Source organism: Kribbella sp. NPDC026611, assembly GCF_040638345.1.
In the GTDB taxonomy this organism is placed as follows: domain Bacteria; phylum Actinomycetota; class Actinomycetes; order Propionibacteriales; family Kribbellaceae; genus Kribbella.
Map to the genome: position 1 here is coordinate 555,305 of NZ_JBEZYC010000003.1, position 12,334 is coordinate 567,638.

11 protein-coding genes are annotated in these 12,334 nt (G+C 69.2%); 2 read left to right on the forward strand and 9 right to left on the reverse strand.

Features of this window, described 5'->3' with window-relative positions:
* Window positions 1-82: 82 nt before the first annotated feature.
* The 9 genes from AB0E69_RS14525 to AB0E69_RS14565 all read right to left on the reverse strand — a co-directional run bounded on the left by AB0E69_RS14525 (window position 83) and on the right by AB0E69_RS14565 (window position 9,398).
* The gene (locus tag AB0E69_RS14525) at window positions 83-1,621 is read right to left on the reverse strand and encodes a cation acetate symporter (RefSeq protein WP_360144383.1); all 1,539 of its coding nucleotides are present in this window, start codon (window positions 1,619-1,621) and stop codon (window positions 83-85) included.
* The gene (locus AB0E69_RS14530; RefSeq protein WP_360144386.1) at window positions 1,622-2,002 is read right to left on the reverse strand and encodes a hypothetical protein; all 381 of its coding nucleotides are present in this window, start codon (window positions 2,000-2,002) and stop codon (window positions 1,622-1,624) included. It lies immediately after the preceding gene.
* The gene (locus tag AB0E69_RS14535) at window positions 1,999-2,739 is read right to left on the reverse strand and encodes a LytTR family DNA-binding domain-containing protein (RefSeq protein ID WP_360144389.1); all 741 of its coding nucleotides are present in this window, start codon (window positions 2,737-2,739) and stop codon (window positions 1,999-2,001) included. Before AB0E69_RS14535 ends, AB0E69_RS14530 begins: the two co-directional genes overlap by 4 nt.
* A 9-nt stretch (window positions 2,740-2,748) precedes the next feature.
* Window positions 2,749-3,879 carry a histidine kinase gene (locus AB0E69_RS14540; protein WP_360144392.1) on the reverse strand — a complete coding sequence of 377 codons (1,131 nt, stop codon included), beginning with the start codon at window positions 3,877-3,879 and terminating at the stop codon, window positions 2,749-2,751.
* Between the two features lie 17 nt (window positions 3,880-3,896).
* Window positions 3,897-4,634 carry a metallophosphoesterase family protein gene (locus tag AB0E69_RS14545; protein WP_360144395.1) on the reverse strand — a complete coding sequence of 246 codons (738 nt, stop codon included), beginning with the start codon at window positions 4,632-4,634 and terminating at the stop codon, window positions 3,897-3,899.
* A 55-nt stretch (window positions 4,635-4,689) separates the two neighbouring features.
* On the reverse strand, window positions 4,690-5,925 hold the full coding sequence (locus AB0E69_RS14550; protein WP_360144398.1) for a hypothetical protein: 1,236 nt from the start codon (window positions 5,923-5,925) through the stop codon (window positions 4,690-4,692).
* 1 nt (window position 5,926) lies between these two features.
* A complete protein-coding gene (locus AB0E69_RS14555; protein WP_360144401.1) occupies window positions 5,927-6,868 on the reverse strand; it encodes a hypothetical protein in 942 nt (313 codons plus the stop codon).
* 269 nt (window positions 6,869-7,137) lie between these two features.
* Entirely contained in the window at window positions 7,138-8,319 is a 1,182-nt protein-coding gene (locus AB0E69_RS14560) for a hypothetical protein (protein ID WP_360144404.1), read from the reverse strand.
* Window positions 8,320-8,333: 14 nt separating this feature from the next.
* On the reverse strand, window positions 8,334-9,398 hold the full coding sequence (locus AB0E69_RS14565; RefSeq protein ID WP_360144407.1) for a hypothetical protein: 1,065 nt from the start codon (window positions 9,396-9,398) through the stop codon (window positions 8,334-8,336).
* 138 nt (window positions 9,399-9,536) lie between these two features.
* On the opposite strand from AB0E69_RS14565, the gene AB0E69_RS14570 reads away from it, so the two are divergent.
* A complete protein-coding gene (locus AB0E69_RS14570; RefSeq protein WP_360144410.1) occupies window positions 9,537-10,946 on the forward strand; it encodes a serine/threonine-protein kinase in 1,410 nt (469 codons plus the stop codon).
* A gap of 47 nt (window positions 10,947-10,993) precedes the next feature.
* A complete protein-coding gene (locus AB0E69_RS14575) occupies window positions 10,994-12,328 on the forward strand; it encodes a dipeptidase (protein WP_360144413.1) in 1,335 nt (444 codons plus the stop codon).
* Window positions 12,329-12,334 lie beyond the last annotated feature (6 nt).

Below are 12,334 nucleotides of genomic sequence, written 5' to 3' on the forward strand. Positions count from 1 at the left end.
CAACGAGCGCTCAGCGGACCACACCAGTCGTCCGGTGGATCACCGCCCTGCGGCGAGCGGTAGGAATCCCACGACGAGCGGTTCAGCGGCTCGGGAGACCGCGGTCGACGTCGACGGCTTCGGGGGTGTGGAGGCGGACCATGCTGCGGGCGGTGCCGGCGGGGATGCGGTCCGGGGTGAGTTTGGAGATGACGATGACGGTGAGGAAGGCGAGGGGCATCGTCCAGGCGGCGGGCTGGCCGACGAGGGCGCGTGGCCAACCGCCGTGCGGTGCGCCTGCGACGTTCACCAAGGCGGCGACGCTGGCTGCGATTCCGCCGACGACCAGGCCGGCTGCGGCGCCCGTGGTGGACACCCGGCGCCACCAGATGCCCAGCACCAGCAGCGGACAGAACGTCGAGGACGCCACGGCGAACGCCAGCCCCACAGTGTCAGCCAGACTCAACGCCCCAGTCACTGTGAAGGCCAGGTACGGCACGACCATCGCCACCAGTGCGGCGATCCGGAAGCTGTTCACCGCGACGTAGTCACCACCGGTCCACCTGTGCAGCCGGCTCCGCAACAGGTCCTGGTCGATCACTCCAGCGATGGCAACCGTCAACCCGGACGAGGTGGACAGGAAGGCCGCAAACGCACCAGCCGCGACCAGCGCACCGAGCAGATCCCCCGCTGTACCAGGGAAAATCCGTCCAGGCAGCGCGAGTACGACGGTGTCCGCGCCACTGCTCACCAGGTCCGGCGCGAACGTCCGCCCGAGCACGGCGTACAGCGGCGGGAACAGGTAGAAGAGCCCGAGCAAGGCGAGGACGACAACGGTCGTACGGCGGGCCGCTCGACCGTCCGGATTGGTATAGAACCGAACCAGAACGTGGGGAAGCCCCATCGTCCCGAAGCAGAGAGCCAATAGCAACGAGTATGTGGCGTAGAGCGGATGGGCCCGGCCGCCGGCGCGAGACAACGGCTCTGCCCACGCAGCCGCCGCCCCATGGAGCGAGTCGAGTACGCCGACCGGATGATGCCAGGCGACCAGGATCACGAAGACCGGCGCGGCCAGCGCAGTCAGCTTGAGCCAGTACTGGAAGGCCTGCACAAACGTGATCGACCGCATGCCGCCAGCGGCAACGTTGATGACCACGATGACGGCCACGATCGCCGCACCCAACTGAGGTGGTGCGCCAGTAACCGTCTGGACCGCCAGCCCGGCTCCCTGCAGCTGTGGCAACAGATAGAGCGTCCCGATCCCGACAACGAGACCAGAGCAGATCCGCCGAACCGCTGCGGACTCGAAGCGTGTCTCTGCGAAGTCCGGCAGCGTGTAAGCACCGGACCGCCGCAGCGGAGCCGCAACCAGGACCAGCAGCATCAGGTAGCCCACGGTGTAGCCGACCGAGAACCACAGCATGTCGGCGCCGTTCACCAGCACCAGACCAGCCACCCCGAGGAACGATGCAGCGGACAGATACTCCCCGCTGATCGCAGACGCGTTCCAGCGCGGCGTGACCGCCCGGCTGGCCACGTAGAAGTCGCTGGTGGTCCGGGAGATCCGCAGCCCGAACAGACCGATGGCGATGGTTGCCACCACCACCAGTCCGATCGCCGTCAGGCTGAGCGCCGGGGACATCTACTGCCGTCCGACGAACTCGGTGAACTCCGCCTCGATCCGCTCGGCGTTGCGGACATAGATGCGCGCGGCAACATAAACCACGGGGTAGACGACGATGCCGAGCAGCACCCAGGGCAGCGGCAGCCCGAAGACGGACAGCGTACGTGCGGGCGGGACCAGCCAGAACAGCAGCGGGATGCTGCCGAGGACGAGCAGTACGCTGCCGATCACCGCGAGCGTCAGCCGCAGCTGGGACTGCACCAGCGTGTGCATGTACACCTCGCCGAGCCGGGTCTGCTCGTCGATCTCGCGCGCGCCGGTAGGGATCAGCGGGCGCCTGGCGGCGCTGGTCCGGGGGCTGGTGACGCGGACCCGGCGCGGTCCCTCCGGCGTACTCATCTCAGTGACGTCGAACGGACCAGGAGGTCGCGTAGCTCACGCGTGTGTCGCCGGCTGACCGGCAACCAGTCGTCTCCGACCCGCACCGAACACCGGCCGCTGTCGACCCGCATCTCATCCACGTGCGCGAGGGCGACGAGCGTACTGCGGTGGATCCGGGTGAAGCCGGCGTCCCGCCAGCGCTCCTCCAGCGTGCTGAGCGGGATGCGGACCAGGTGCGAGTTCTGACCGGTGTGGAGGCGGGCGTAGTCGCCCTGCGCCTCGACGTACCGGACTGTGGAGCGCTGGACGAAGCGAGTCACTCCGGCGAGCTCCACCGAGATCACCTCGTCGTCCGTCTCGTCCGGCGACTTCAGCGCGGCCGGTGTGCCCTGCGTGACCCGCCGGACGGCCTCGGCCAGCCGCTCGGCGCGGACCGGCTTCATCACGTAGTCGGCGGCATCGAGCTCGAAGGCCGCTACCGCGTGCTCGTCGTAGGCGGTGACGAAGACGATCTTGGGCGGCGACTTGAACTTGGAGAGCACGCGCGCCAGGTCGATGCCGTCCAGCCCGGGCATCTTGATGTCGCAGAACACCACGTCCAGGTCGGTGGCCTGCAGGATCTTCAGCGCCTCCGGCCCGTTCGAGGCGGTCTGGATCGGCCCGATCCGCGGGTCCTGGTCCAGCAGGTACACCAGCTCGGCCAGCGCGGGCTCCTCGTCGTCCGCGACCAGCGCACGCAGCGGAGTGTCGGCCATGACCTCACACTAAGGGGACGCGTGCACCCCTGAGGAGTATTTGGGGACCCGGAACGTCACCTTCGTCCCGGCGTCGACCGCGGTCTCGACGATCAGGCCGTACGCGTCGCCGTACACCTGGCGGAGCCGGGCGTCGACGTTGCCGAGGCCGACCGAGTCGCTGCCGGACTCGCCGGACAGCGCGGCCCGGATCACCTCGGGCTCGCTGCCGGCGCCGTTGTCCTCGACGCTGATCTCGGCCTCGTTGATCCGGTCCCGGGCGTGGATAGTGATGTGGCCGACCCCGCTGGTGCCCTCCAGACCGTGCCGTACGGCGTTCTCGACCAGCGGCTGCACCACCAGGAACGGGATGACCACCGGCAGCACCTCTGGGGCGATCAGCAGCGACACCTTGAGCCGGTCGCCGAAGCGAGCCTGCTCGAGCACCAGGTACCGCTCCACGTTCCGCAGCTCGTCCGACAGCGTGGTGAACTCCCCACCCCGCCGCAGCGCGTACCGGGAGAAGTCAGCGAACTCCAGCAGCAGCTCGCGCGCCCGCTCCGGGTCGGTCCGCACAAACGAAGCGATAGCCGCCAGCGCGTTGTAGATGAAGTGCGGGCTGATCTGAGCGCGTAGCGCCCGCAGCTCGGCCTCCATGGCCCGCGTGCGCTCCTTGTTGAGCTCTGCCAGCTCCACCTGACCGGACACCCACCGAGCCACCTCCTCAGTCGCCCTGACCAGCGCGGCGGAGGTGTTGTTGCTGTACGCGACCAGTACGGCGACCACGCGCTCCTCGGTGACGATCGGAGCGACCACCGCGGTCCGGATCGGGCACTGCGGGTCGCCACAGGCCACGTCGTGCGCGCCGAGCACCGCCGTACGGCCCGAACGCAGGGTCGGTGCGGCGATGAGCTTGGCGTCGCGGCGGTGGTTGCTCTCGTAGGGCCCGCCGATGCCGTCCCAGGCGAGGACGCCGGACGAGTCGCAGATCGCGATCGCCGCCGTACCCAGCAGGTCCCTCAAGTGTTTGCTGGCTTTGCCGGCCGCTGCCGGGGTCAGACCCTCGCGCAGGTGCGGGCTGGCCAGCGAGGCGGTATGCAGGGTCGCATACGTCGCCTTGTCAGCCGGAGTCCCGAAATGCTTCCGCCGCCGCGCGAACACTCCACGACGGTAACCTCTCAGCCCTCCGCGCGCGGCCTGAACGCCTCCAGGGCCTCCGTGTCGGAGTAGTTGCTCAGCAGGTACTCCGCCACCCACGCCTCCCGCTCGGGGTACGACGACTCCGCGACGACCCGCTCGGCCGCGGCCGTCGCCTCCAGCGCAGACCGACGCAGCTGTACGCCATGATCGGTCAGCAACGCCCAGCTCGGACCGGGAGCGCCGTACGGCATCCCGACGCTGCCGGCGTTCACCACGAGCCGCCGGTCGACCTGCCGGGCGAACGGCATGTGCGTGTGGCCGCAGACCACTGTCCGGACGGAGTCAGGTAGGTCGCTGAAGACCTGAACCCACCGAGTGATCGGGCTGTCGACCAGCACCATCTCCTCGTCGTCCCGTGGGGTCGCGTGGCAATACAGGGCCTCGCCGATCGTCACTGTGGTCGGCAGACCGGCCAGCAACTCCACCTGGTCCGCCCGCAGCTGCGTAGCGGCCCAGGGACTCACCTGGTCTGGCGGCTCGCCGTCAAACCTCGCACGGGCCATCTCGACGAGCTCCCGGTCCGCATTGCCCCGCACCCAGACCGCACGGTCGCCCAGAGCCGACAAGAGATCCAGCGTCTCCACCGGCTGCGGACCGCTGGCGATGTCTCCCGCCAGCACCACCGCATCGGCGGCCAGCACGTCCGGCTCCGCCAGCACCGCCTCCAGCGCCGGCAGGACCCCGTGAATGTCAGCGAGCACCGCAACCGTGGTCATGCCCGCAGTCTGCCCCCAAAGCCCCGCAGAACAAGGGACATCTGCTCAGAGCAGATCAGCGACCGAAGCTCAGCGGTACGTCGGTGCTGATCGGGGTCGCCAGCTCGCACGCACCCGTACCGATCGTGCAGCGGATGATGGCGCTCTTCGTCCCCGGGTCACCGCCACCACCTGACGCGACGGCCACCATCAGGACGTGCTGATCGTCCTCGAGCGCGCTGTTGAGGAAGGTGCCCTTCCACTCGTTCAGTACGTTCCCGCTGCGCACGTCCACGGCCGCGGTGACCGGATCGCCGTACCCCTCCTGGTTGAAGGAACCGCCGACCACCGTCGAGCCGTCCGGCGTGAAGCGCATCAGCTGGTAGTCGCAGGTCCGCCACTGCTGCTTCCCGCTGGCCACGTCGACCAGACTGCTGCAGCTGTGGAAGTCGGTGAGCACCTTGAGCGACACGGCGTTGGTACCGTCGGCGGAGAGCGCTGTCGGGTTCGGCACAGCCTTGACCACGTCGGCCTTCGACCGGCCGGGCACCCACTGGTACAGGGTCCAGCTGTCCGCACCCTCGCTCGCCTGCGCGCGGAAGTAGACCTTGCCGTTGACGTAGCCGAACAGGTACGCGCGCCACACGTTCGGCAGCGCCAACTGGTGCACCGAGGAGTCCTCGGCGTACAACGTCGCACCGGCGAGCGCACCGCCGCCGTCGTCGGTCCGGGTGGCGAGGTACGCCGCCGCGCCACCGTCGGCCGTGGTCACGATCGAGGTAACGTCCGGCGTACGCCGGATGACCTTGCCGCCCAGGCCGATGGTCAGCATCTCGGTCTGCTGGTCCTTCGCGACCGCGGCCAGCACGTTGTCATTCACCCGGGCGACCGCCCGGATCTCGGTGGTCCCAGGGACGGTAACGGGCGCACCCGGCCCGCCACGGACCGTGCGACCCTCGAGGTAGGTGATCTGCGGCGTGCGGCCCTTCGGGAGCTTGGCGACCGTGACATTGCTCTTCACCAGGCCGGTGCGCGGCGGCGGCTCGGACGACGGCGTCTGCGACGAAGGCGGGGTCGTCGGGGCGACGACGGACGTCGTCGGGGCACTGGGAGTCGGCGTCGGGGTTGGTGGCGGCGTCGTCCGCGTGGTGGACGGCGCCGGTGTGGGGGAGCCGGTCAGTGGCCCCGCATCGGCCTGAAGCCCGTCCCGTGGGCCCTGGCGGTAGGCGATCGCGCTGCCGACGGCGACTGCGGCCACCGCAACCGCCGCGACGATCGCGATCAGCCGGCGGCTGCTCGGGCGTGCCGGCATGTCAGGTCCCGAGCTCGACAGCGGTTTTGGTGAGCGGGGTGGCGAGCTCGCAGGCACCGGTCGCGATCGTGCAGCGGAGGATCGCGTTCGGCGCGTTCTCACCGCGGAAGGTCGTGATCAGCACGTGCTCATCGTCCTCCGCCACCGGGTCCCGGAACGGACCTTTCCACTCGTGCAGAACAGTGCCGCTCTTCGCGTCGATGGCCGCGACGACGAAGTCGCCGGTCCCCTCGCGGTAGTACGGGCCGCCCAGAGCGGTTCGGTCGTCGGGGCTGAAGCCCGTCACCCGGTAGTCGCAACTGCGCCACAGCCGGCTCCCGGTGGCCACCGAAGCCACGTTGGTGCAGCTGACGTAGTCGGTCACGTTGCTGGAGGACGCAGCGACGGTGCCGTCGTTGGACAGTGCCGTGGCAGACGGGATCGTCGAGACCCGCCTCGCCGTTGTGGTTCCCGGCCTCCACTCGTAGAGGGACCAGGTCTGGTAGTCGTCGGTGGGCGAGCCGCGGTAGTACACCTTCCCGTTCACGAAGCCGAGCGGATACGAGTTGTTGACCGTTGGCAGTACCAACCGTTGGACCGAACTGCCCGCGAAGTACACGGTCGTGCCGTTGGCTTTGCCAGGGAGAGGTCCGTCGCCGATGTAGACGGCGAACTGGCCGTCGTCGGCAGTGAGGATCGAGCTGACGTGCGGCGTCGTGGTGAGCACCTTGCCGGTGAACTCGTCGATCGTCAGCAGGTCGCTCTTGCTCACACCGTCGTTGACGATGGCGAGGACCGTCTGCCGCAGCCGTGCGACGTCGGTGATGTACGACCCCTTCGGGACCTGGATCGTCACGTCGCGGCCGGCGCCGCCCTTGACGGTAGTGCCCGACAGGTAGGGGACCTGTGGTGTGCGGCCGCGCGCCAGCTTGACGAGGTCGACCACTGTCTGGAGCGGACCCACAGGGGTAGCTGTGACCGTCCTCGGCGCGGCTTGCGTCGGCTTGGGTGTCGTCGTCGTCGGCGGCGGCGGCGGCGGCGTAAGCGTGGACCTGGGCGTAGGTGTAGGGGTTGGCGTGCTGCTGGCGCTGGGGCCCAGCGGCGCCGCGGCTCCGCTGGCTGCCGTTGACCGTGGTCGCTGGCTGTATGCCGCCGCACCGCCACCCAGGACGGCCGTCACCGCGACCGCAGCAACCACCGCGACCAGGTGCGCGTGGCGCCGAGGTGCGAGCCTCATGACCCGAGCAACAGAGTGCCCTTGGCCAGCGGCGTCGCCAGCTCGCAGGCACCCGTGGTCATCGTGCAGCGGATGATGGACGCGGGCGTCTCCTCACCGGTGTCAGCCAGCAGGAGCAGGTGCTGGTCGTCCTCCGGGACCGCCTGGCGGAACACACCCTTCCACTCGTGCAGCAACGTGCCGGTCTTCGCATCCAGGACGGCGGCGAGCCCGTCGCCGTACCCGTCCCGGTAGAACGGACCGGCGATCGCAGTCGCGCCGTCCAGCGTGAAGCCGTCGATCATGTAGTCGCAGGTCCGCCACAGCCGTTTGCCGGCGCTCAGCGACAGCATGCTGCTGCAGGTGCTGTAGTCGGTCACTGCGGTCAGCGAGGCCGCCAGTTCGCCGTTGCTGCTCACAGCGGTCACCTTCGGAACCGACTTGATCGCGCTGACCTTCGACGAGCCAGGAGTCCACTCGTACAGGGTCCAGGTGCTCGAGCCTTCCGTTGCGGTGGCGCGGAAGTACACCTTCCCGCTCAGGTAGCCGAGGAGGTACGCGTTCCAAACGTCGGGCACGTTGACCTTCTGGACTGTCGATCGCTCGGCGTAGATGGTCGTCCCCTTCTCCTGCTCGCCGGTGTCCGACGTCACCGTGGTCAGGTACGCCGCGGCCATGCCGTCCTCGGTGCTGACCACCTGACTGACGTTGGGGGTACGTCGGGATCCGTTGAACCCGTCCAGCTTCAGCAACTCGCTGCCGTTGTCGGCCGTGCTGAGGACCGCCAGGACGGACTGATTGAGCCGGGCAACCTCCTGGATCTCCTGGCTGCCCGGGATCTTCACGTCCTGGCCGGCGCCACCCTTGACCGTACGACCGCTCAGATACGGGACCTGTGGCGTGCGGCCGGTGGGCAGCTTGGTCAGGACGACCTGTGACTTCCCAGTGCCTGACGGCTTGTCCGAGGGGGTACCGCTCGGTGGCGCCGTCGGAGTCTTCACCGGGGTCGCCGACGGCGTCAGGCTCGGCTTCGGCGTGGTGGTCGGCGGAACCGGAGTGGGCGAACCGGTCAGCGGGGCGGCCTCGGCCTCGGACCCGTTGTGGGGTCCCTGGCGATACGCCAAAGCGCCGCCGGTGGCAATGGCTGCCACGGCGACTGCTGCTACGAGGGCGATCAGGCGCCCGTTGTTCGGCCGCATCGGCGATTCCTTACTTACGATCCGAGGAGGAGCGGCTCGGAGGACAGGGGGGTGGCCAGTTCGCACTGGCCGGTGCTGACCGTGCAGCGGACGACAGCAGAGCGGGACTGTGGGTTCTGCGAGTCGTTCCACAACAGGAGGACGTGGTCGTCATCCTCCGCTACGGCGCCACGGATCGAGGGCGCGGTCCAGGCGCGCAGCAGCTTGCCGGTCTTGGCGTCGAGCAGGGAGACCCGGTTCTCGCCGTACGGCTCGCCCGCTCCTGGCGCCCAGCCGACGACGTACGCGTTGCTGGGGCTGAAGTGGTCCAGGCGGTACTGGCAGGTCCGCCACTTCTGCAGGCCTGTGCTGACCGTCGTGACGACGCTGCACAGCCCGCTGTCGGTAAAGACCGGCGTACCGGCTGCCAGCGCGCCGTCTGCAGTCAGGGATAACGGAGCGATGACTTTGCTCACCGGTGTGACGGTGTGGTGGTCGACGTCCCAGCGGTACAGGCTGCTCGGCTTGTCTGCGGCTGGTGCGCTCTGGAAGTAGACCTTGTGGCCGACGACCGCGAGGACCTTCAGGTTGTAGTCCTTGGGGCGGTGCAGCTCCTCTACCTGACGCAGCGTCGGCGGCTGGTAGTAGACCGTCCCGCCGACGGCGCCCCGCGCGTACTGGCCTCCCGAGGCATAGGCGGCGTACTGGCCGTCGATGCCGACAGTCAGCGAGTCGACCTTCGGCACCTGCTTGATGAGCTTGCCCTGGTCGTCCTGGATCACCAGTGAGCTGCTGGTCGCGCTCCTCACCAGCACAGTCAGCGTGAGATCCCAGAGCCGTGCGGTGGCACCCACCTCGTCCGTGGCGGACACCTTGACGGGGTTGCCCGGGTCACTGTAGATAGTGCGGCCGCGGAGGTACGTCAGCTGCGGGGCACGACCTGCGGTCAGCTTCCGAGCGTCCAGCGCCACCGTGGTCTGCGGTAAGGCCCTGGGCGTCGCGCTGAGGGGAGCGGCCGCGACACCGGCCTGGTTGCGCGGTTCGCGGGCAGCAGCCAGCACGCCGCCACCCGTCACGGCAGCGACTGCGGTTGCGGTCACAACGACCACCAGCAGGCGGTTCCTAGCTGCCATTTCGTCCCGTTCCCATCACGGTTTCAGACGCCGGATCGCGCCCTTTTGTTCGCTCAGCGCCCCCTGTGGCGAACGAGTCGCAGGAACATCGAGCATAATTACGCCATGGACCAGCCACCGCGGATCGGCCGGTACTCCCTGGTCCGCCGGGTGGGTGCCGGTGGTTTCGCGACCGTCTGGCTGGCCCGGGACGAGCAACTGGACGCCGAGGTCGCGGTCAAGATCCTCTCCGACAACTGGGTCGAGGACGAGGACGTCCGCCGCCGGTTCCTGGCCGAGGGCCGCTTCCTGCGCAAGGTCGACTCGCTGTACGTCGTCGGCGTGCACGACATCGGCGAGGCGGACGACGGCCGCCCGTACATGGTGCTCACGTACGCCGACGGCGGCACGCTCGCGGACAAGATCAAGGCGGCTCCGCTGGAGTTCGCCGAGGCCGTCCGGATCATCGACCAGGTCGGCCGGGGCCTGAAGCACCTGCACGCCCGGGGTGTCCTGCACCGGGACGTGAAGCCGGCCAACGTCCTGTTCCGCACCGACCCCGCAGGCGACCGGGCCATGCTGTCCGACCTCGGTCTGGGCAAGTCGCTGGCCGAGGTGTCGCGAATCACCATGCCGGGCGGCACCCCGGCGTACGTCGCTCCCGAACAGGTCCGTGGCGAGCGCCTGGACCACCGGGCGGACCTGTACTCGCTCGGTGCGGTCGCGTACGCCGCCTTCACCGGACAGGCACCGCATGGCGTGGCCAGCCTCGGTGCGGTGATGCAGATCGAGACGCCGCCGCCGTCGATGACCACCCTGCGCGAGGACGTGCCCGACGCGGTCGACGTCGTCGTACGGCGTGCTCTCGAACCGGACCGGGACAAGCGCTGGCCCGACCTGGACGCTTTCCTCAACGCACTCAAGGAAGCGCACACCACGGGCAAGGTGCCGCCCGGACTCGTTCCGGCCGCCGACATGCCGACTCCGGTGAAGCCGGTGACTGGCGCCGTCGACCAAGCCACCGCACCGGTGACAGCGAGCCAGCAGACCGCGCCTGCTGCGCCGAGGCGCTCGGGCCGGGCTCGGGCGATAGCCGTCGTGGCTGCCCTGGTGCTGGCCGCGGGTGGTGGGTACGGCGGCTACCGCTACGTGCTGAGCCGGCCAGTGGAGGTGAAGACGAAGAACCTCTCGGTGCAGGTGCCCCGCGACTGGACGCAGAAGGCGTCCACCGACAACGGTCTGCTGGTCAGCACCAACACCTCCGAGTGGCGTACCAACGCGGGAGTGGAGGGGGTGTTCGTCGGCGTCCACAACGGGACAGTGCTGCCGCAGACCACCATCCCACCGCCGGGTTGCCAGACCGCCACGCCGCAGCAGTCAGGCAACACCGTGACCTTCAACTACACCTGCTCCGGCCCGGCGGTGATCGAGCGGTTCAAGCAGCTCGACGGTGGCAAGCAGCTGCAGATCCAGGTGCGCGACGCCGACGCCACGTCCCGGCAGCAGGTCGCCGACTCGGCGTCGTACAGGCCCTAGCGCACCAGCGAGGTCAGCGGCGAAACGGACGCCGTACCGTAGGCCTCATGACCGATCTGTCCGCGGCGATCGACCGCGTTCTGCCCAGCGTCCGTGCCGACCTCGAGGACCTCATCCGGATCCCGTCGGTCAGCTACGAGCCGGCCCGTGCGGCCGACGTCCAGCGGTCCGCCGAGGCGACCGCGGCCCTCTTCGAGGCGGAGGGCTTCGCGGTCAAGATCGTCCGGGCCGGCGAAGGCGCGCCGGCAGTGATCGCGAAGAAGGCGGCGCCGGCCGGCAAGCCGACCGTGCTGCTGTACGCGCACCACGACGTACAGCCGACCGGACCGGTCGAGCAGTGGACATCGGAGCCGTTCGTACCGACCGAGCGCGGCGACCGGCTCTACGGACGGGGTGCCGCGGACGACAAGGCCGGGATCGCCGCGCACCTGGCCGCCGTACGGGCCTTTGGCAACGACCTGCCGGTGGGCGTGACGGTCTTCGTCGAGGGCGAGGAGGAGATCGGCTCGCCGACCCTGCTGCAGCTGCTGGCGGAGTACTCCGAAGAACTGGCCGCGGATGCGATCGTCATCGCGGACTCCGGCAACTGGGAGATCGGCCGGCCCGCACTGACCGTTTCGCTGCGCGGCCTGGTCGAGACGTACGTCGAAGTACGCACGCTGGAGCACGCCGTGCACTCCGGGCTGTTCGGTGGACCGATCCCGGACGCCCTGTCTGCGCTGTGCCGGTTGCTGGCCACACTGCACGACGCCAAGGGCGATGTGGCGGTCGACGGCCTGCATGCGTCGCGGGCGGCCGATGTGGACTACGGAGAGGACCGGCTGCGTGCGGAGTCGTCGGTACTCGATTCTGTTCGGCTGACCGGCACTGGCTCGCTGGTGGACCGGCTGTGGACGCGTCCGGCGATCTCTGTGGTCGGCATTGACGCGCCGTCGGTGGCGGAGGCCAGCAACACGCTCATCCCGGTCGCTCGGGCCAAGATCAGCCTGCGGGTGGCGCCGGGTGACGACGCGGTGAAGGCCAGTGCGGCGCTGACCGACCACCTGGAGCGCAATGTGCCGTGGGGTGCGCAGGTGACCGTGACCGAGGGCCAGACCGGCCAGCCGTGCAGCGTGAACGCACGTGGTGCCGGCTACGAGGCAGCCCGGTCGGCGTTCCAGGAGGCCTGGGGTGTCGAGCCGGTGGACATGGGGATGGGCGGCTCGATCCCCTTCATCGCAGAGTTCCAGCAGGCCTTCCCACAGGCCTCCATCCTGGTCACCGGCGTCGAGGATCCGGACACCCGCGCCCACGGCATCGACGAGGGCCTGCACCTCGCCGAGTTCCGCAAGGTCTGCCTCGCCGAGGCCCTCCTACTACAGAACCTCGCCAACCAGGCCTGACCGGGC

Bases quoted from the DNA above. Each gene is read 5' to 3' on its own strand.
- AB0E69_RS14545 (WP_360144395.1), bottom strand. From the start codon at position 4,634: ATGACCACGGTTGCGGTGCTCGCTGACATTCACGGGGTCCTGCCGGCG.
- AB0E69_RS14550 (WP_360144398.1), bottom strand. From the start codon at position 5,925: ATGCCGGCACGCCCGAGCAGCCGCCGGCTGATCGCGATCGTCGCGGCG.
- AB0E69_RS14530 (WP_360144386.1), bottom strand. From the start codon at position 2,002: ATGAGTACGCCGGAGGGACCGCGCCGGGTCCGCGTCACCAGCCCCCGG.
- AB0E69_RS14570 (WP_360144410.1), top strand. From the start codon at position 9,537: ATGGACCAGCCACCGCGGATCGGCCGGTACTCCCTGGTCCGCCGGGTG.
- AB0E69_RS14560 (WP_360144404.1), bottom strand. From the start codon at position 8,319: ATGCGGCCGAACAACGGGCGCCTGATCGCCCTCGTAGCAGCAGTCGCC.
- AB0E69_RS14525 (WP_360144383.1), bottom strand. From the start codon at position 1,621: ATGTCCCCGGCGCTCAGCCTGACGGCGATCGGACTGGTGGTGGTGGCA.
- AB0E69_RS14535 (WP_360144389.1), bottom strand. From the start codon at position 2,739: ATGGCCGACACTCCGCTGCGTGCGCTGGTCGCGGACGACGAGGAGCCC.
- AB0E69_RS14575 (WP_360144413.1), top strand. From the start codon at position 10,994: ATGACCGATCTGTCCGCGGCGATCGACCGCGTTCTGCCCAGCGTCCGT.